Annotated in this window: 18 protein-coding genes; 2 read left to right on the top strand and 16 right to left on the bottom strand. The window is 41.5% G+C overall.

Features of this window, described 5'->3' with window-relative positions; translation table 11 throughout:
- Positions 1–3 precede the first annotated feature (3 nt).
- From B7705_RS04785 to B7705_RS04730, 12 genes are all read right to left on the bottom strand, one after another.
- Positions 4–762, bottom strand: a complete 759-nt coding sequence (locus B7705_RS04785; protein ID WP_084948222.1) for an ABC transporter permease — start codon at positions 760–762, stop codon at positions 4–6.
- Positions 725–1,015 carry a thiamine-binding protein gene (locus tag B7705_RS04780; protein ID WP_000647673.1) on the bottom strand — a complete coding sequence of 97 codons (291 nt, stop codon included), beginning with the start codon at positions 1,013–1,015 and terminating at the stop codon, positions 725–727. The genes B7705_RS04785 and B7705_RS04780 overlap by 38 nt, the downstream gene beginning before the upstream one ends.
- Before the next feature lie 279 nt (positions 1,016–1,294).
- Entirely contained in the window at positions 1,295–3,928 is a 2,634-nt protein-coding gene (polA, locus tag B7705_RS04775; protein WP_084948220.1) for a DNA polymerase I, read from the bottom strand.
- A gap of 84 nt (positions 3,929–4,012) precedes the next feature.
- On the bottom strand, positions 4,013–5,122 hold the full coding sequence (locus B7705_RS04770; RefSeq protein ID WP_084948219.1) for an SH3 domain-containing protein: 1,110 nt from the start codon (positions 5,120–5,122) through the stop codon (positions 4,013–4,015).
- Positions 5,123–5,221: 99 nt separating this feature from the next.
- Positions 5,222–5,488, bottom strand: a complete 267-nt coding sequence (locus B7705_RS04765) for a Veg family protein (protein ID WP_001278165.1) — start codon at positions 5,486–5,488, stop codon at positions 5,222–5,224.
- A gap of 1 nt (position 5,489) precedes the next feature.
- A complete protein-coding gene (gene dnaB, locus B7705_RS04760) occupies positions 5,490–6,842 on the bottom strand; it encodes a replicative DNA helicase (protein ID WP_084948217.1) in 1,353 nt (450 codons plus the stop codon).
- Between the two features lie 43 nt (positions 6,843–6,885).
- Positions 6,886–7,338: a 50S ribosomal protein L9 gene (rplI, locus tag B7705_RS04755; RefSeq protein ID WP_061453896.1), complete on the bottom strand. Its 453-nt coding sequence runs from the start codon at positions 7,336–7,338 to the stop codon at positions 6,886–6,888.
- The gene (locus B7705_RS04750; RefSeq protein WP_084948216.1) at positions 7,335–9,308 is read right to left on the bottom strand and encodes a DHH family phosphoesterase; all 1,974 of its coding nucleotides are present in this window, start codon (positions 9,306–9,308) and stop codon (positions 7,335–7,337) included. The genes rplI and B7705_RS04750 overlap by 4 nt, the downstream gene beginning before the upstream one ends.
- A gap of 156 nt (positions 9,309–9,464) precedes the next feature.
- Positions 9,465–10,643, bottom strand: a complete 1,179-nt coding sequence (locus tag B7705_RS04745; protein ID WP_084948214.1) for an acetyl-CoA C-acetyltransferase — start codon at positions 10,641–10,643, stop codon at positions 9,465–9,467.
- 87 nt (positions 10,644–10,730) lie between these two features.
- Positions 10,731–11,279 (bottom strand): ribosome hibernation-promoting factor, HPF/YfiA family, encoded by a 549-nt coding sequence (gene hpf, locus B7705_RS04740; RefSeq protein WP_000599119.1) that lies wholly within the window; start codon positions 11,277–11,279, stop codon positions 10,731–10,733.
- Between the two features lie 79 nt (positions 11,280–11,358).
- Positions 11,359–12,021 carry a ComF family protein gene (locus tag B7705_RS04735; protein WP_000995711.1) on the bottom strand — a complete coding sequence of 221 codons (663 nt, stop codon included), beginning with the start codon at positions 12,019–12,021 and terminating at the stop codon, positions 11,359–11,361.
- Complete coding sequence (locus B7705_RS04730) at positions 12,018–13,316, bottom strand: ATP-dependent helicase ComFA (RefSeq protein ID WP_084948213.1); 1,299 nt, start codon at positions 13,314–13,316, stop codon at positions 12,018–12,020. Before B7705_RS04730 ends, B7705_RS04735 begins: the two co-directional genes overlap by 4 nt.
- A 56-nt stretch (positions 13,317–13,372) precedes the next feature.
- Here B7705_RS04730 and B7705_RS04725 point away from each other — a divergent pair, with 56 nt between their 5' ends.
- Both B7705_RS04725 and cysK read left to right on the top strand, forming a co-directional pair.
- Positions 13,373–14,008, top strand: a complete 636-nt coding sequence (locus B7705_RS04725; protein ID WP_084948211.1) for a YigZ family protein — start codon at positions 13,373–13,375, stop codon at positions 14,006–14,008.
- A gap of 155 nt (positions 14,009–14,163) precedes the next feature.
- Entirely contained in the window at positions 14,164–15,090 is a 927-nt protein-coding gene (gene cysK / locus B7705_RS04720) for a cysteine synthase A (protein WP_084948210.1), read from the top strand.
- A 222-nt stretch (positions 15,091–15,312) separates the two neighbouring features.
- Here cysK and tnpA read toward each other — a convergent pair whose 3' ends face one another.
- The 4 genes from tnpA to pcsB form a co-directional block, all read right to left on the bottom strand.
- Positions 15,313–15,777, bottom strand: a complete 465-nt coding sequence (gene tnpA, locus B7705_RS04715; protein WP_084948208.1) for an IS200/IS605 family transposase — start codon at positions 15,775–15,777, stop codon at positions 15,313–15,315.
- 183 nt (positions 15,778–15,960) lie between these two features.
- Entirely contained in the window at positions 15,961–17,001 is a 1,041-nt protein-coding gene (gene tsf, locus B7705_RS04710) for a translation elongation factor Ts (RefSeq protein WP_084948207.1), read from the bottom strand.
- A 78-nt stretch (positions 17,002–17,079) separates the two neighbouring features.
- Complete coding sequence (gene rpsB, locus B7705_RS04705) at positions 17,080–17,859, bottom strand: 30S ribosomal protein S2 (RefSeq protein WP_000268475.1); 780 nt, start codon at positions 17,857–17,859, stop codon at positions 17,080–17,082.
- 222 nt (positions 17,860–18,081) lie between these two features.
- On the bottom strand, positions 18,082–19,287 hold the full coding sequence (gene pcsB / locus B7705_RS04695) for a peptidoglycan hydrolase PcsB (protein ID WP_084948205.1): 1,206 nt from the start codon (positions 19,285–19,287) through the stop codon (positions 18,082–18,084).
- Between the last annotated feature and the right edge of the window lie 67 nt (positions 19,288–19,354).

Raw genomic sequence — 19,354 nt, 5'->3', positions numbered from 1 at the left:
ATTCTATGAACGTTTCCATTTAATCACATGTTTTTCGCTGATATCGACCAGCTTCATACCCAAAAGGCTGATAATCGACACCAGAATAATAATGGCAAACATGGTATCATACTGAAACAGTTTTTTAGACTGAATCATATAAACACCTAGTCCTTCAAAACCTCCCAACCACTCAGATACCACTGTTGTGATAAAGGCGTAGGAGACACTGACCCTCAGACCTGCATAAAAGTAAGGCAGGCTGACCGGGATTTTAAAATGCCACAGGATTTGCCAAGGATTGGCTCGCATCAGACTAAACAAGGTCAGCATATCCTTGTCACAATGCCTAAAACCATCCAAGATACTAACGATAATAGGGAAGGTTGTCGTCAAGATAATCAAGACAATCTTGGGCAAAATCCCATAACCTAGCCACAAGACCAAGATTGGGGCTATGGCAATGGTCGGAATGGTCTGGACAACCACCATCATAGGGTAGATAAGGTCATTGAGCCAAGCCAGACTATCCATGAGCACCGCCATAAGACAGGCAATCAAGACTCCTAAGACTAGACCTAGCAAAGCCACTCTCAAGGTCGCCCAGCTATGGTGCCAGAGAAATTCTCTGTCACGAACAAAGGACTGGAGAATCTCAAGAGGAGTTGGCAGGATGAACTTGGGTAAAAGTTTGAATATTCCCGCTAACTGCCAGACCGACAAGACTCCGAGAAATCCCAAAAGACTAATCTGTCGTCTCATCATACTTTTCAAGTTTCTCATCGATGCTTAAAATCTCTCCTACATTTATTTTGACATTGGCAAAGACATTATCTGCCTCCTGTCCGGCCACTTCAAGCGCTTCTTTGAGAATGCGCATAAGCTCATCAAACTCTCCTTCCAAAACCGTTTCAAAAGGTGTCACCACCATGGTCACGGACTGAGCTTGCAGATAAGCAATCACTTGATCGATAATAGCAATTCGATCAATCCCCTGTGATAGGGGTAAGACTTGCAAGGCAATGCTTGCTTTCATAAAAACCTCCTCTTCTCAGGTTTCCTTTTGACAAAAAGAAAAACCTTTACCATATATACGGAAAAGGTGCAGAATTCGACTAAGTATCCTTCCCTACGCTGGCATTACCCAGATCAGGTGCGGTCGAAGTTTAACACTTCCTCTCAGACTGTACACAGACTCCCGTATCTTATATGGACATATGATAACGCAAAAGCAAGGATAAGTCAAGGAAACTGCTTACAGAAAATCTTGAAAAAGAGTTTGAAGACAAATGCTTCAAACTCTATCATATCTTTCTTATTTAGCCTCGTACCAAGTTGCCCCTTCATTTTCATCTGCGATAAGGGGAACACTGAGTTGGATGGCTTCTTCCATGGTTTGTTTCACTAGAGCTTTAACGGCTGCTAGTTCTGATTTCGGAACCTCAAGGACGATTTCATCATGTACTTGCAACAGCATCTTGGTCTGATAACCGCCTGCTACTAAAGCCTTGTCTAGCTGGATCATAGCAATCTTGAGAATATCTGCTGCTGAACCCTGGATAGGAGAGTTGATGGCAGTCCGCTCTGCAAAACCACGAATGTTGAAGTTGCGCGAATTAATATCTGGCAACTCACGACGACGCTTGAAGAGGGTCTCTACATAGCCCTTATCACGCGCCTCACGCACCACCTCATCCATGTAGTTTTTAATACCTGGGAAGCGTTCAAAGTAAGTGTCAATGTAGGCTTTTGCTTCCTTACGGCTGATGCCTAGATTATTAGACAAGCCAAAGTCTGAAATTCCGTAAACCACTCCAAAGTTTACCGCCTTGGCATTACGACGGTCGTTTGGAGTCACATCTTCAGGACGTTCAATACCAAAGACCCGCATGGCCGTCGAGGTATGGATATCAGCCCCCTCTTGGAAGGCCTTAATTAAGTGCTCATCTTTAGAAATATGAGCCAAAACGCGCAATTCAATCTGTGAATAGTCCGAGCTGAGCAGCACACTACCCTCCCACTCAGGTACGAAAGCTTTACGAATGAGACGGCCTTGTTCCAAACGAACAGGGATATTTTGCAAGTTTGGATCCACACTAGACAAACGCCCAGTCTGAGTCAAATCCTGCACATAGCGCGTATGAATCTTGCCATCAGCCAAAATCCAGTCCTGTAAACCAATCACATAGGTGGATTGGATCTTAGCAATCTGACGGTAGTCTAGAATTTTTTTAACAATCGGTGCAATAGGAGCTAGGCGCTCCAACACATCCACGGCCGTCGAGTAACCTGTCTTGGTTTTCTTAGTGTATTCTAGAGGAAGACCGAGTTTTTCAAAGAGAAGCTCGCCCAACTGCTTAGGGGAGTTGATATTAAACTCCTCACCAGCTAGTTCGTAAATCTCTTGAGTGAGTTGCTCAATGACGACCTCATTTTCAGCCTGCATCTCAAGCAGGGCTTCTTTTTTGACCTTGATCCCAGCGATTTCCATCTTGGCAAGGACAAAAGCCAGAGGTTGCTCCATGTCATAGAGAAGGTCTAACTGTCCATGTTCACTGAGTTTTTCAAGTAAAACAGGCTCAGTCTCAACCAATACAGCAACCTTGCGAGCCAAGTGCTCCAAGAATTTCTCTTTCTCAGGGATAGCTTTCTTGACCCCCTTACCATAGAAAGTCTCATCATCGACCAGATAAGTCTGGCCATAGAGATTCGCAATGGTTGAGATTTCATTGTTCTCGACTGTTGAGAGGAGGTATTTGGCCAAACGACTATCAAAAGCAGGAGCCTGGAGATTCAAGCCCAAGCGATTTAAAAGAACCTTCGCTTTCTTAAAGTCATACACTTTCAGAGGTGTTTTTTCTAAAAATTCCTTGAGAATCGGCTCCTGCAAGAGCTCAAGTTTATCTGTAGCGTAAAGTTTATCCCCACAGGACCAGGCAAAACCAACTAAGTCATCTGTATGGTAATTCTCACCAAAGAGTTCAAAGTGGAAGATAGAGTCGGAACTCAGCATGTCTTGACTGACTTGGTCAACGATGGCGAAATCCAAACTTTCAGGCGCATCCGTTGATGACACATTTAAAGCTTGCTTGAGCTGTTTGAAGCCCATCTCATCGTAGAATTTCCCGAGATTTTCCACATCTGGGCCATTATATACCAAGTCTTCCAGACCAATCTCAATCGGTGCCTGAGTCTCAATGGTCGCCAAGGTTTTAGACAGGAAGGCTTGTTCCTTGTCATTGATGAGATTTTCCTTCATCTTAGATGCCTTCATCCCATCGATATTTTCATAAATTCCCTCAAGCGAACCGTGTTCTAGTAAGAGCTTGATACCCGTCTTTTCACCAATCTTAGTGACACCAGGGATATTATCAGACTTATCCCCCATAAGAGCCTTAAGATCAATAAACTGAGCTGGGGTAATGCCCATCTTTTCCATAAGATAGTCTGGCGTAAAGGCTTCAAACTCAGCCACACCTTTCTTGGAAATCTCGACCACCGTATGCTCATCCGTCAACTGGATCAAGTCCTTGTCTCCGCTAACGATTGTCACATCAAAAGAATCCTTCTCAGCCAAACGGCCTAGAGTTCCGATGATATCATCGGCTTCATACTGGGGCAACTCATAGTAGCGAATCCCAAGATGGTCTAACAACTCACGAATGAAGGGAAATTGCTCACGAAACTCATCTGGAGTTTTAGCGCGACCACCTTTGTAGTCTGCATACATCTCTGTTCGGAAAGTCGTCTTACCTGCATCAAAGGCTACCAAAACATGGCTGGGCTCAACCCGCTCTAAGACATGATTCAACATGAGTTGAAAACCGTAGATTGCATTGGTATGAAGGCCATTAGCATTTTTAAACCGATCCAACTGCTGATAGAGCGCAAAAAAAGCTCGAAAAGCAACAGAAGATCCATCAATTAATAATAATTTTTTCTTGTCCATACACCCATTATAAAGGAAAGAGGGGAAAAATACCATCGGAAAGAATAGGCAAATGGTAGCGAAGTCCACTTTTTTATATTCTTTCTAGATTCTAGCTCCGTTACTGTCCACTCGATAGCCATCCACAGTGGTATTCACTGCTAAAGCCCCTGAAGCATTAACGTAGTAATACTTTCCTCCTACTTGGAACCACTGGCTAGACTTCATAGCCCCTGAACTCTCCAAATAATACCATGTTCCATTTTCCTTGAGCCAACCTGTCTGCATCTCCCCTGATGCCTTTAGATAGTACCAATGCGAGCCATCCTTCACCCAACCTGTTGACATGGTTCCATTTTCTTTGAAGTGATACCAACTGCCATTTATTTTCTTCCAACCAGTTGCGAGATTTCCGTTCTCACGGTAATTCCAAATACCGTTTTGCTTCTTCCAACCATTCTCCACCGATTCTGTTTCCATATACTGGACGTATCTCCTCATTCCACTATAGGACAGGTAACTAAGCCACTTATAACCATCCTGTTCTACGATTTGATCGTAGCTAACATTTTCACCAGGATAGTAGTAGTCGATAACTTGCGCTGTACTTGACGGCTGGTTTCGAATGGCAGACTTTTGAGTAAACGTGTGAGTCCCACTAGATGCCAGCCCTGACCTGATAGGATTTACAGTTCTACCACCATTCCCTACCAAGTCCTTAAAATGAATAAACCCTGTCATGGTGCTAGCTTTAACTATTCGACGGTTATACCTCTCTCGAACTCCATAGTTATACTCTTCAATCTCAATCGTATCCCCTAATACATTAGATACCCAGGCCACGTGCCCATAATAACCTTCTGTCGACCAAGCAATAGCCCCAACTTCTGGCTTAGTATCCACACGATAGCCTTCTCGCCTTGCACGATGTCCCCATTCATTCGCATTTCCATAGGCAGGAGGAATCTCAAAGCCATTTACACTACTCAAACGAAAGGCCGCAAAAGAGGTACACTGGCGAGAATACATCCGCCACTGATCGATTTCAACACTACCATTTTTGTAGTGAAGCGGATAATCATCTCCACGCGCTACACTGTCGGCTTGAACCGATTCCCCACCAAACAAAAAGGTACTCGTAACGAACAAAGTAGCCAGCCCTACACTCAACTGAGTACATCTACTCTTCTTAACTCCTGATTTAAAAAACGTCATTCATTCTCCTTAATAATATAAATTTCCGAGGTTACCCTCGTTTATACTATTCGGGAGAAAAAGAAAAAAGTGAGCAAAGCTCACTTCATTTTAGGATTCTTAGTCTAGATAGCGAATCAAGTTCTTTTCTGTCAAGATATCTGAGTAGGTGAAGGATTCAACGTAGACATTGGCTTGTTTGTCTCCTTCAACATCCCCAAATTCAACGATAAATAGAGATGGATACACCTCAATTAGCTTACCCAATCTATTTTTTTGGCGCTTACGGCCATTCTCCAAAGTCATTTCAACGACTTGTCCCTCATGCGCCTTGATCTCTTCTTTGATTTTTTTCATCTTGGCTACATCTGTAAATGCATCTGACATTTTATGCCTCCCTCTTTGAGATACTTGAAAATTTATTGTATTCTTTTTGGAAAATCAATTCCACCGTTCCACGAGCTCCACTACGATTTTTCTCAATGATAACCTCAACCTTGTTATTTGGAATTCCTTCCTCTTCTTCACCCGCACGATCGTAGTAGTCGTCACGGTATAGAAAAGCTACGATATCCGCATCCTGCTCGATAGAACCCGATTCACGAATATCAGACAAGACTGGTCTCTTATCTTGACGCTGTTCCACTCCACGAGATAGCTGACTAAGAGCAATGACTGGAACCTTTAATTCCTTGGCTAGAATTTTCAACTGACGAGAAATTTCAGAGACTTCTTGTTGGCGGTTCTCACGACCAGTACCTGTGATAAGCTGTAGGTAGTCGATCAAAATCAAGCCTAGATTGCCTGTTTCTTGAGCCAGTTTACGTGAGCGAGAGCGAATTTCCGTGATCCGAATCCCTGGTGTATCATCGATATAGATACTCGCATTGGCTAGATTCCCTTGAGCAATGGTATACTTTTGCCATTCCTCATCAGTCAATTGACCCGTACGGATAGAATGGGACTCCACCAAGCCTTCTGCTGCCAACATACGGTCTACTAGACTTTCCGCACCCATTTCCAGTGAAAAGATAGCTACAGTCTTGTCCAACTTGGTTCCGATATTCTGAGCAATGTTCAAGGCAAAGGCCGTCTTACCGACCGCAGGACGAGCTGCTATAATAATCAGTTCCTCCTCATGCAATCCGGTCGTCATGTGGTCCAAATCACGATAACCTGTCGCAATACCTGTAATATCAGTTGTTTGTTGTGACCGAACTTCTAGGTTCCCAAAGTTGATATTTAGAATATCACGGATGTTCTTGAACCCACTACGATTGGCGTTTTCACTAACATCAATAAGCCCCTTTTCAGCTTGAGCAATGATTTCATCTACAGGCTTAGAAGCCTCATAGGCTTGATTGACAGAGTCTGTCAACTTGGAAATCAAGCGACGTAGCATAGCCTTTTCAGCCACGATTTTAGCATAATACTCCGCGTTGGCTGAAGTTGGTACAGAGTTGACAATTTCAACAAGATAGGACAAGCCACCAATATTTTGGAGTTCCCCTTGGCTATCCAAGATCGTCCGAACCGTTGTCGCATCAATTGCTTCTCCACGATCCGACAAGTCTACCATCGCTTGGAAAATCAAACGATGGGCATACTTAAAGAAGTCACGAGAATCAATGTATTCTCGGACAAAAACGAGCTTACTCTCATCTATAAAAATAGCCCCCAGAACAGATTGTTCTGCTAAAATATCCTGAGGTTGAACTCGCAGTTCCTCTACTTCGGCCATCCGACTTTCCTTCCTTTTACAATCTTGTCAAGAAGTTGTAAAGTTACCCTTCTTTTACACGAAGATTGATGACACTTGTAACATCTTGATAGATCTTCACTGGCACATCAATCAAACCTACTGCTCGAATTGGTGCTTTTACCTGAATATGACGCTTGTCAATCTTGATACCAAATTGCTTTTGCAATTCTTCTGCAATTTTCTTGTTAGTGATGGAACCAAATGTACGGCCATCTGGTCCAACCTTTTCAACAAACTCTACAACAGTTTCTGCTGCTTCTAGCTTGGCCTTGATAGCCTTTGCTTCAGCAATCATCTCTGCATGAGCTTTTTCTTCAGATTTTTGTTTTCCACGCAACTCACCCACTGCTTGAGCAGTTGCTTCCTTGGCCAAATTCTTTTTAATCAGGAAGTTTTGAGCGTAGCCAGTTGGTACTTCCTTAATTTCGCCTTTCTTCCCTTTTCCTTTAACATCTGCTAAAAAGATTACTTTCATTCTTCTTTCTCCTTTTCCTTTAGTTCTTCCAAGATTAGTTGAGTCAATTTTTCTCCTGCTTCCGACAAACTCATATCCTCAATTTGCGCAGCTGCTAGATTAAAGTGACCTCCACCACCCAGCTCTTCCATAATGCGTTGCACATTGATTTTACTACGACTTCGAGCCGAGATGGAGATAAATCCTTGTGTATTTTTTGCCAGAACGAAGCTGGCTTCAATACCGGACATAGCCAACATGGAATCAGCGGCCTTACTGATGACGACTGTGTCATAAGTGGTCGAATCCTTAGCTTGGGCAATCAAGATATCTGAACCTAACTTACGACCTTGTAAAATGAGTTCATTTACCTCGCGGTATTCTTCAAAATCTGTCGCAGCAATCTCCTGAATAGCAATACTATCGCTTCCACGCGTCCTGAGGTAGCTAGCAACATCAAAAGTTCGACTCGTTACTCGAGATGTGAAATTCTTGGTATCCAGCATCATACCAGCCATCAAAACACTGGCCTGCATACGACTCAAACGATTCTTCTTAGAATTTTGGAACTGAATCAATTCTGTGACCAACTCACTGGCACTACTTGCCCCACTTTCAATATAGGTGATGACTGCATTCTCAGGGAAATCCTGATCACGTCTATGATGGTCAATAACAATAGTTTGAGTGAACAGTTCGTAAAAATCTTTCGATAAAGTCAAAGCTGTCTTCGAATGATCCACTAGAATCAACAACGAACGATTTGTGACTAACTTCATCGCATCTGTAAGAGGCAAGAGTTTAGTGACTCCTTCTTTCCCCAAGAAGTTGACGGCGCGCTCAATGTCTGGCGACATTTGTTCCACATCATAGACAGCATAGCTATTTTCAGTGATATTGCTAGCAAACAACTGCATGCCGACCGCAGACCCCAAGGCATCCATATCCAGATTTTTATGACCAACTACAAAAACCTGATCCACACTGCGGATCTTATCAGAAATAGCTGTCATCATGGCTCTCGTACGTGTTCTCGTTCTCTTAACAGAGGCTGCGGAACCACCACCAAAATAGACTGGGTTCTTAGTTTCATCATTTTCCTTGACAACCACCTGGTCACCACCGCGAACTTCTGCTAAGTTCAAGTTGAGCAAGGCAATTTTCCCTATCTCTTCATGGTTTCCATCACCATAAGAAAATCCCATACTTAAAGTTAGGGCCAGTTGCCTCTGTTTTGACTCTTCTCGGAAAGTATCAATAACAGAGAATTTATCATTCATCAATTCCTCGAGTACTGTGTAATCTGTGAATACATAAAAACGATCCATCCCCACACGGCGAGAGAACATAGCATACTTACTTGCAAATTCTGAAATAAAATTGGCTACAAAACTATTAATATGGCTGATATCAGAGTCAGATGTCGCATCCTCCAAATCATCATAGTTATCTACCGAGATGACTCCAATGACTGGACGGCTAGTTACCAATTCGACAGTTGCTTCGTACTCCCCAGAAACATCAAAGAAATACAAAACACCCGAAGCCTTGTCCATATGAACGGCATAGCGTGTTTCGCCCAAGGTAGCATACGAACCAGGATTCCCAACAGAAGCCTTGATGATGGTTTGAATTAACTCAACATCAATTTCGCCTTCTTCAGTAGTCAAAATTAGCTCAGCATAGGGATTAAACCATTCTACTTCTCCGCTTGATAAGTCTAATTTCAGGACTCCCACCGGCATTTGATCAAGCAAAGTACTCAAGCTATTTTCGGCTTGGTGATTTACATATTGGATTTGTTCAATTTCGCTCTTTTCATACTGTTTTTTTTGCCATACAAACAAAAGCAGATAAAACAGTACAAATAAAAACAAAACAGTGATTGTTACAGCAAGATTATGTGAAAAAATAATCAGCAAAGTTAAGATTCCGAAAGTTGCAAGTCCTAGCAAGACTGCAGAAAACGGGATTAAATTATTTTTTTTCATTCTAAACCTCTTGCGCATTATTATATCACAAAAACCCTTAAAAAGCGACCTTTTAAAAGATGCAAGCCTTTCTTTCATGATTGATTTCTCTAACTTCAGACACAAAAAGAGGAGGGAATCATCACCCTCCTACCCACGTGTTCAGATCACTAACACCTAACGTTCCACGACAAGGGCAGTCCCCATCCCTCCTCCGATACAGAGAGTCGCTAACCCAGTTTTAGCATCACGTTTCATCATCTCATGTACCAGCGTTACTAGGATACGGCAACCGGAAGCCCCAATTGGGTGACCAAGAGCAATGGCCCCACCATTGACGTTGACAATATCTGTGTTGAAACCAAGTGTTTTACCAACTGCACAAGTCTGGGCAGCAAAGGCTTCATTTGACTCAATCAAGTCGAGATCTTCAACTGTCAAATTGCCTTTTTCAAGAGCCTTGCGAGTCGCATAAATCGGTCCACATCCCATCATCTTAGGATCCAAACCTGCACTTGCATACGAATGAATACGAGCAATCACTGGGAGTCCCAATTCTTCAGCTTTTTCAGCACTCATGACCAAGACAGCAGCTGCTCCGTCATTGATACCTGATGCATTACCTGCTGTAACAGAACCGTCTTTTTTGAAAACAGGACCTAGCTTAGACAAGCTCTCCAAGCTGGCATCTTTTCTAGGAAATTCATCTGTATCAAAGACAATAGGATCACCTTTGCGTTGAGGAATGACCACTGGAACAATCTCTTTCTTAAAGCGTCCAGATTCTATAGCCGCCACTGCTCGTTTTTGTGATTCCAAAGCAAGAGCATCTTGTTCATCCCGGCTAATACCATATTCCTCAGCCACATTCTCAGCTGTAATCCCCATATGGTATTCGTTAAAAGCATCAGACAAACCGTCCTTAATCATGGTGTCTACCACTTTCGAATCTCCCATACGGCCGCCCCAACGGAAGTTTGGCAAAACATATGGAGTCTGACTCATGTTTTCTGCACCACCAGCTACGATAATATCTGCATCGCCACATCGAATCGCTTGAGCAGCTAACTGAACTGCCTTCAACCCAGAACCACAAACCTTATTAATGGTAAAGGCTGGTGTAAATTCAGGGAGCCCCGCTTGAATGCTCATTTGACGAGCTACGTTTTGACCTAAACCTGCGCCTAGGACATTCCCCATAATCACTTCATCTACTTGCTCTTGTTTCACACTCGCCTTCTCCAAAACACTCTTAATAACCAAAGCTCCTAAATCAACAGCAGAAACATTCTTCAAGCTTCCTCCAAAGGAACCAATAGGAGTTCGCACTGCTGAAACAATCACTACCTCTTTCATAACTACCTCCATTTATACCTTGTATAATGATGCAATACAAAAGTGGTTTACAATTGTGTAAACCACTTTTACATAGTTGTCAAGATTTTATGATTCCTTAACTTCTAGCAAACCAACTTCACCATCTTCGCGGCGATACAAAACATTTGTTGTTTGATCTTCGACATCAACATAGATAAAGAAATCATGCCCCAACAAATCCATTTGAAGAAGTGCTTCTTCCAAATCCATTGGTTTTAAATCAATTTGTTTTGAACGAACCACTTTTGGCTGCACAACATTTGCATCTTCAACTAGAGCATCTGTAAAGAGTTGGCTTGTTGCAACCTTATTTTTATTCTTGCGTTCGATTTTTGTTTTATTTTTTCGAATCTGGCGTTCAATTTTATCTGTTACAAGATCGATAGAACCATACATATCTTGAGAAATATCTTCTGCACGAAGAGTAATTGACCCAAGTGGAATTGTTACTTCAACTTTTGCTGTTTTTTCACGGTAAACTTTCAAGTTGACACGTGCATCCAACTCTTGTTCAGGTTGAAAATATTTTTCGATCTTTTCGAGTTTAGAAACTACATAATTGCGAATTGCTTCTGTTACTTCTAGGTTTTCACCACGGATACTATATTTAATCATATAAGTACCTTCTTTCTAAACATTTTTATTTTTCTAACTATATTATAACGCTTTCATTTTCATTTTGCAAATTTTTTCCTTATCTTACAAGAGAAAAAGTTTTGACTTCCAAAACACCTGCCTCTTCAAACAGTCGCTTCACACGATTGATAGTCGCCCCTGTCGTATAGATGTCATCAATAACCAAAATCTTCTTAGGAAGAGGGGCTTCCGTTTTAATATAAAAGGGAATTTCAGTAGCTAATCGTTCTGAGCGATTCTTAGAAGAACTAGCCTTCTCTTCTCTTTTCCCTAGTAAATCTTGAAAGGAAAATCCTGCTGCCTCAACCAAACCTTCAACCTGATTAAATCCTCTCTCAAGCAATCTTTCAGGACTTAGGGGAATTACCACAAATTCATAGTCTCTATACTTTTTCAACTCATCTGCAAGTACAGGAGTAAAAACCTTTCTAAGCAGAAAATCCCCATCAAACTTATATCGACTAAAGAAGTCTTTCATAGCTTGATTATAGGTGAAGATTGCTTTATGATCAACTTGAATCCCATCTTCACACCAAAGTTTACAATCTTGACACGTTGTTGACAACCCTCTTTTCATGCAGTTTGGACAATGGTCTTCACCAATCTTCTCAAAAGTAGAATCACAAGCTGAGCAAAGATAGTTGTGCTCATTCTTAAACAGTAAGAGGTGACTAAATGTCAAGTCACTCTTTGTTGACTGGCCACATAATAAACAATTCATAATCCCGCCTCCTTGTTCATCTGCTTGATTTCCTTGATTGCCTTTTTGATGGAAGTATTTAATCCATCATGAAAGAAGAGCAACTCACCAGTTGGTCTGTCCATACTACGCCCAACTCGCCCACCAATCTGAATCAAGCTAGACTTGGTAAAGAGACGATGATTAGCTTCTACTACGAAAACATCCACACAAGGGAAGGTAACTCCACGCTCTAAAATTGTCGTACTGATCAGTATCGTCAACTCTCCATCTCGAAAAGCTTGCACCTGCTCTAATCGGTTTTCTGTGACAGAGGAAACAAAGCCGATATTTTCATTTGGAAACTGTTCCTGCAATATTTCTTTTAGTTTCTCGCCTTTTTTAATTTCTGATGCAAAGATTAACAAGGGATAACCTGTTCTTCTCTGCTTCTCAATGGAGCTCTTTAACTTAGGTGACAACTGACTCTTATCTAAATAACGATTAAAATCCGATAACCAGACTGGTTTAGGAATAATCAAAGGATTTCCATGAAACCGTCTCGGCAAGCTTAATCGTTTTAATTCTCCTGTGCGAACCTTCCTATCTAACTCATCTGTAGAAGTTGCTGTAAGGAATATCCTTAATCCATCCTCCTTTACACTATTCTTTACAGCATAGTAAAGCATAGAGTTGTCAACATAAGGAAAGGCATCTACCTCATCCACTATCAACAAATCAAAAGCATGATAAAATTTTAATAACTGATGAGTTGTTGCAATTACTAAGGGAGTTCGAAAATAGGGCTCTGATTCGCCATGGAGTAGCGCTATATCGCAAGCAAAGTCATTCTGCAGTCGCTTATACAGTTCCAAACATACATCAATTCGAGGACTGGCCAAACAAACTGCACCACCATCATCAATCACTTTAGCTACAACTTGATAGATCATCTCTGTCTTTCCAGCACCTGTCACAGCATGAACCAAGGTTGGCTCTTGCTTGTCTACCGCTTGAAGAAGTCCCTCTGACACTTTTTCCTGAAAAGGTGTTAACTGACCACGCCATTTGAGAACATCTTGCTTAGGAAAATCTTCCTGCGTAAAATAGTATAAAGCTTGATCACTCCTGACTCGCTTCATCAATAAACACTCCCTACAATAGTAAGCACCAATGGGCAAATACCATTCTTCTAGAATGCTACTATTACACCGTTGACAGAAAAGTTTTCCCTTCTCTTTTCTCATTGCTGGTAGTTTCACGGCCATTTGACGTTCTTCTTTAGTTAATTCTCTCTCAGTAAACAAGCGACCGAGGTAATTTGGATCTACTTTCATACTTCTTTATTCGTAAATATCTAGCTCTTTTTGTATTTTTTTAGTACAATAAAATCATGGAATTTAGAACAATTAAAGAGGATGGGCAGGTCCACGAAGAAATCAAAAAATCTCGCTTTATCTGTCATGCAAAGCGTGTCTATAGTGAAGAAGAGGCTCGTAATTTCATCACGGCCATCAAAAAAGAACACTACAAAGCTACCCATAACTGCTCGGCTTTTATTGTAGGGGAACGCAGTGAGATTAAGCGCACGAGTGATGATGGTGAGCCTAGTGGTACTGCTGGAGTCCCTATGCTCGGTGTCTTAGAAAATCACAATCTTACCAATGTCTGCGTAGTGGTTACTCGCTACTTCGGGGGAATTAAGCTAGGTGCTGGTGGTTTAATTCGTGCTTATGCAGGTAGTGTGGCCTTGGCTGTCAAAGAGATTGGCATTATTGAAATCAAAGAGCAAGCTGGTATAGCCATTCAAATGTCTTACGCTCAATACCAAGAGTACAGTAACTTCCTTAAAGAACATGATCTCATGGAGCTGGATACAAACTTTACAGATCAAGTCGATACGATAATTTATGTTGACAAGGAAGAGAAAGAAAATATCAAGGCTGCTCTTGTGGAGTTTTTTAATGGAAAGGTTGCTTTAACAGATCAAGGTTTACGAGAAGTTGAAGTTCCTGTAAACTTATTGTAAACAAAAATATAGATAGCACCTACTAAATTTATTCGCAGATTTACAGCTCAGACCTTTGATATAAAAAAATCCTATCGCTTTGATAGGATTTCTATATTTTACAAATAGCCTTGAGCGCGTTATACTAGTATCATCTTATACAAAGAGGTATATCTATGGCTATTTATAACAATATCACTGAACTAATCGGACAAACACCGATTGTTAAACTTAACAACATTGTTCCAGAGGGTGCTGCAGATGTTTATGTAAAACTTGAAGCTTTTAACCCTGGATCGTCAGTAAAAGACCGTATTGCCCTTAGCATGATTGAAAAAGCGGAACAAGATGGTATTCTAAAACCAGGTGCTACCATTGTTGAGGCAACGAGTGGAAATACTGGTATCGGACTTTCTTGGGTAGGTGCTGCTAAGGGATATAAAGTTGTTATCGTCATGCCCGAAACGATGAGTGTGGAACGACGTAAGATTATCCAAGCCTATGGTGCTGAACTCGTCCTTACTCCTGGTAGCGAAGGAATGAAAGGCGCAATTGCCAAGGCTCAGGAGATCGCAGCTGAACGTGACGGCTTCCTTCCACTCCAATTTAACAATCCAGCTAATCCTGAAATACACGAAAGAACAACAGGAGCTGAAATACTGGCTGCTTTCGGTTCTGATGGACTAGATGCTTTTGTGGGTGGTGTTGGTACTGGTGGAACGATTTCAGGTGTTTCTCACGCTCTTAAAGCAGCAAATCCAGACATTCAAGTTTATGCAGTTGAGGCAGACGAGTCAGCTATCTTGTCTGGTGAAAAACCAGGACCTCACAAAATTCAAGGTATCTCAGCTGGATTTATTCCTGATACACTTGATACAAAAGCCTATGATGGTATCGTCCGTGTAACATCAGATGATGCACTCACACTTGGCCGTGAAATTGGTGGAAAAGAAGGCTTCCTTGTTGGGATTTCTTCAGCTGCAGCGATTTACGGGGCAATTGAGGTTGCCAAGAAATTAGGTACAGGTAAGAAAGTCCTTGCTTTAGCACCAGATAACGGCGAACGTTATTTGTCTACAGCACTCTATGAATTTGAAGTGTAGTCTCCTAAATGCACTTAGCCCTTATTATAGGGCTTTTTCTTTGTTCAATTTAAAGAAAAATCTAAGTTCCCTACAGCAAAATCATAACCACCCGTCTAACGGGTGGTTTGCACCAGGGCTATAAGCCCAAATTACCAGCCAGCGCCTAAAGACGCTGGCTTTCACGTTGTTCAAGCCTCATTGCTCTTGACTCTTCACAAACCTCTCAAAGAGGTGTTCGCATTACTTACCACTATCCCTAAAGGGATCCTCATATTCTTTTACACTTAATTTATCTAGTGCTATATCATGCTTTTCCTGCTCTTGAATATATTTCTTAATTGTGGCTTCATTAAGTCCCACTGTACTCACATAATAACCTTCTGCCCAGAAATGTCGATTTCCAAACTTGTACTTGAGGTTGGCGTGTTTGTCAAACATCATGAGTGCACTTTTACCTTTTAAATAACCCATGAAACTTGAAACACTTATCCTTAGTGGAATACTTACTAACATATGTACATGATCAGGCATTAAGTGTCCTTCGATAATCTCAACACCTTTATAACTACATAAACGGTGGAATATTTCTCCCAAACTACTTCGATATTGATTATAAATGATTTTTCGTCTATACTTAGGGGTGAACACAATGTGATATTTACACATCCACTTTGTGTGTGATAAACTATGTGCCTTTTGTGCCATATTTTTCTCCTTTCGCTTTACAATTGGCTTGAACACCTTTATTGTATCGCGTTTGGAGTTTTTTTGGTATAACCTTCGACACGCACCCGCATAGCAGGTGGTTTATTTGTCTCGCACCTAACGGAGCGAGACGGACTAATAGTCACATAAGAAAAAGGAAGCAAATTGCTTCCTCTTTTATCATTAGTTATTCAAGGCTGCTGCCATTGTAGCTGCAACTTCTGCTTCGAAGTCATTTGCAGCTTTCTCAATACCTTCACCAACTTCAAAGCGAGCGAACTCAACTACTGAAGCATTTACTGATTCAAGGTAAGCTTCAACTGTCTTGCTATCGTCCATGATGTAGACTTGGGCAAGAAGTGTGTATGCTTGGTCAACTTTGGTGTTGTCAAGCATGAAGCGGTCCATTTTACCTGGAATGATTTTGTCCCAGATTTTTTCTGGTTTGCCTTCTGCAGCCAACTCAGCTTTGATGTCTTCTTCAGCTTGAGCAATCACTTCATCAGTCAATTGAGCTTTTGATCCATATTTCAAGTGTGGAAGAGCTGGTTTACCAACCATTGCACGGCTATCATTATCTTGGTCAATCACGTGGTTCAATTGTGCCAACTCATCTTTAACGAATTGCTCATCCAATTCTTTGTAAGAAAGAACTGTTGGTTTCATCGCAGCAATGTGCATTGAGATTTGTTTAGCAAGTGCTTCGTCTCCACCTTCAATAACAGAGATGACACCGATACGGCCACCATTGTGTTGGTATGCTCCAAAGTGTTGTGCATCTGTTTTTTCAAGCAAAGCAAAACGACGGAATGAGATTTTTTCACCGATTGTAGCTGTTGCAGATACATAGGCTGCTTCAAGAGTTTCACCTGAAGGCATTGTCAAAGCAAGTGCTTCTTCGTTATTAGCTGGTTTACCTTCAGCAATTACTTTAGCTGTTGCATTTACCAAGTCAACGAATTGAGCATTTTTCGCAACGAAGTCAGTTTCAGCATTTACTTCAACTACTGCTGCAACGTTACCGTTAACAAATACACCAGTCAAACCTTCTGCAGCAACGCGGTCAGCTTTCTTAGCTGCTTTCGCCATACCTTTTTCACGAAGCAATTCAATCGCTTTTTCGATATCGCCGTCTGTTTCTACAAGCGCTTTTTTAGCGTCCATAACACCGGCACCAGATTTTTCACGCAACTCTTTTACAAGTTTAGCTGTAATTTCTGCCATTTTGATTCTCCTATATTTTTTAAAAATAGGAGAGCCGGGCTACGCCCCGCCCTCCTAGGTAATTACTATTTATATGAATTAAGCGTTATCGCCTTCTACAACTTCAACGATTTCTTCGATTGAGTCTGCTTGAGCTTCTGAAGCTGCAAATTCTGCTTCAACTGCTGCTGCATCTTCTCCTTGGCGTCCTTCGATGATAGCATCAGCCAATTTAGCTGTGATCAATTTAACAGCGCGGATAGCGTCATCGTTAGCTGGGATGATTACATCGATATCGTCTGGATCAGTGTTTGTGTCAACCATCGCTACAACTGGGATTCCCAATTTTTTAGCTTCTTTAACAGCGATTTGCTCTTTATGTGGGTCAACTACATACATTACATCTGGGATACGAGGCATGTCTTCGATACCACCCAAGAATTTTTCAAGACGTGCACGTTGCTTGTTAAGAAGTGCAACTTCTTTCTTAGGAAGAACGTCGAAGATTCCTTCTTCTTCCATACGTTTGATTTCTTTCAAACGAGCAATACGTTTTTGGATAGTTCCCCAGTTAGTAAGAGTTCCACCCAACCAACGGTGGTTGATGTAGTATTGACCTGAACGTTCTGCTTCTTCTTTAACAGCGTCAGCAGCTTGTTTTTTAGTACCAACAAACAATACAACTGCATCGTTAGCTGCCGCATCACGCATAAAGTCGTATGCTTGGTCAGCGTACTTTACAGTTTGTTGCAAGTCGATAACGTGGATTCCGTTACGCTCAGTGAAGATGTACTTAGCCATCTTAGGGTTCCAGCGACGAGTTTGGTGACCAAAGTGTACACCAGCCTCAAGAAGTTGTTTCATTGAAATTACTGCCATGAGTATTTCTCCTTTTTGTTTTTTCCTCTTCTCGATTTCAACTTGCAAAACGACCCAAGGGCAACAGTTTCACAATTCATCAAGAATGAGTATTATCGTTTACACGACAGGTTTTATTTTATCATATTTCAACAGTATTTTCAAGCTATTTAGTAGAATTTTAGTAGGACTTTCGGATAAAAACATTAAAAGAGACTCGATTGAGTCTCTTCGTTTTATACATTAGTTTGGATAGATATATGTTACGTAACCTTCAGAAGTTGTAGTTGGGTTGAACCATCCACGTTTGTTTCCGATTGTACGATCTCCACCGTAGTTTGATTCTGATACTTGAATACGAGTTGATGATGAAACTGCTGTAACAACCGCTACGTGTCCATAACCACCATCATTCCAACATGCAATCGCACCAACTTGTGGAGTTGAACCTGTACGGAATCCTGCTGCAGCTGCACTTGTTGCCCACTGAGCTCCGTTGCCCCAGTAATCTCCAGCCCAAGGTGCCAATGTTTTAGCTCCCCAAGTACACTCACCAGTTGGATAACTTGAAGCATTTGAGCTGTAAGTTGGACGTTGTCTAGCAGGCGCTGGCGCAGGTGCCGGAGTGTAGCTTGAATCCTCCTCGTCAGTTGTTGATGTTGCTTGTACTTGAGCTGAGAAACTTGTGTTTCCAGAAGCAACAACTGATTGCTGTTGGCTTGTTTGACGTGCTCTGTAAGCTGCTTCTGCTTCTGCAGCAGCACGTGCTTCTGCCTCTGCTGCCGCTTTCTGCTCTAGCAAACTAGCTTTCTCACCTTCTGCAGTAGCTTTCTCAGCAGCAAGATTCAACTCTGCAACCTTCAACTCAGCTTGCTTAGTTGTCAATGCCTGCGCATCATCAGCCAGTTTTTGTTGGTTCGCAATAACTGTATTAATTGCTTCATTATTGGCTACTTGTTTATCAGAAATTGCTTTTTTATCAGCCTTTTGTTGCTCCAACATTTTGTTGTTAGCCGATACAATCTCGCTCATTGCAGCAACACGCGAAATGGCTTCTGTGATTGATTTTGAGTTTACAATTGTATTAATGTAGCTAGTCGCAGCTCCATTTGTCTGTGCGCTACGTGCTTGTTTTTCTAAAGAAGCATTACGAGCCACGATATTTTTAGAAAGCTCTGTAATTTCTCCTTCAAGTTTTTTAGATTCAGCTTGTAATTTTTCGTTTTCGGCTTGCAAGCTTGCTTGCTCTGCTTGAATTGTTGAAACTTGACCTTGGATTTGATCCACTTGCTTTTGAGCTTCTTGTTGTTGCGCTGTTAAACTGCTAATTTTATTATCTTGAGCAGCAATTTTTTCATCAGTTGTTTCTGCACGAACAGTTGTCAATACTGCTGTTTGTGAGACCAATACTGTACTTAACAAAAGTGACGCTAAGATTTTTTTCTTCATATTCTGTCGATACTCCTTCTATTTGAGACATTACTAGTATACCAAAAAAAGACATAATAAATATTAC

This window comes from Streptococcus oralis subsp. dentisani (assembly GCF_002096685.1).
GTDB lineage: Bacteria > Bacillota > Bacilli > Lactobacillales > Streptococcaceae > Streptococcus > Streptococcus oralis_AD.
Note: the sequence above shows the minus strand (reverse complement) of the source record. Positions and strands in the feature narration are given on the sequence as shown.

Excerpts from the sequence above, each read along its gene's own strand:
- B7705_RS04735 (WP_000995711.1), bottom strand. The coding sequence starts at position 12,021 with ATGAATTGTTTATTATGTGGCCAGTCAACAAAGAGTGACTTGACATTT.
- B7705_RS04765 (WP_001278165.1), bottom strand. The coding sequence starts at position 5,488 with ATGTCAGATGCATTTACAGATGTAGCCAAGATGAAAAAAATCAAAGAA.
- dnaB (WP_084948217.1), bottom strand. The coding sequence starts at position 6,842 with ATGGCCGAAGTAGAGGAACTGCGAGTTCAACCTCAGGATATTTTAGCA.
- B7705_RS04750 (WP_084948216.1), bottom strand. The coding sequence starts at position 9,308 with ATGAAAAAAAATAATTTAATCCCGTTTTCTGCAGTCTTGCTAGGACTT.
- B7705_RS04780 (WP_000647673.1), bottom strand. The coding sequence starts at position 1,015 with ATGAAAGCAAGCATTGCCTTGCAAGTCTTACCCCTATCACAGGGGATT.
- B7705_RS04770 (WP_084948219.1), bottom strand. The coding sequence starts at position 5,122 with ATGACGTTTTTTAAATCAGGAGTTAAGAAGAGTAGATGTACTCAGTTG.
- pcsB (WP_084948205.1), bottom strand. The coding sequence starts at position 19,287 with ATGAAGAAAAAAATCTTAGCGTCACTTTTGTTAAGTACAGTATTGGTC.
- B7705_RS04785 (WP_084948222.1), bottom strand. The coding sequence starts at position 762 with ATGAGAAACTTGAAAAGTATGATGAGACGACAGATTAGTCTTTTGGGA.
- B7705_RS04730 (WP_084948213.1), bottom strand. The coding sequence starts at position 13,316 with ATGAAAGTAGATCCAAATTACCTCGGTCGCTTGTTTACTGAGAGAGAA.
- B7705_RS04725 (WP_084948211.1), top strand. The coding sequence starts at position 13,373 with ATGGAATTTAGAACAATTAAAGAGGATGGGCAGGTCCACGAAGAAATC.
- rplI (WP_061453896.1), bottom strand. The coding sequence starts at position 7,338 with ATGAAAGTAATCTTTTTAGCAGATGTTAAAGGAAAAGGGAAGAAAGGC.
- polA (WP_084948220.1), bottom strand. The coding sequence starts at position 3,928 with ATGGACAAGAAAAAATTATTATTAATTGATGGATCTTCTGTTGCTTTT.
- tnpA (WP_084948208.1), bottom strand. The coding sequence starts at position 15,777 with ATGGCACAAAAGGCACATAGTTTATCACACACAAAGTGGATGTGTAAA.
- tsf (WP_084948207.1), bottom strand. The coding sequence starts at position 17,001 with ATGGCAGAAATTACAGCTAAACTTGTAAAAGAGTTGCGTGAAAAATCT.
- hpf (WP_000599119.1), bottom strand. The coding sequence starts at position 11,279 with ATGATTAAATATAGTATCCGTGGTGAAAACCTAGAAGTAACAGAAGCA.
- cysK (WP_084948210.1), top strand. The coding sequence starts at position 14,164 with ATGGCTATTTATAACAATATCACTGAACTAATCGGACAAACACCGATT.
- B7705_RS04745 (WP_084948214.1), bottom strand. The coding sequence starts at position 10,643 with ATGAAAGAGGTAGTGATTGTTTCAGCAGTGCGAACTCCTATTGGTTCC.
- rpsB (WP_000268475.1), bottom strand. The coding sequence starts at position 17,859 with ATGGCAGTAATTTCAATGAAACAACTTCTTGAGGCTGGTGTACACTTT.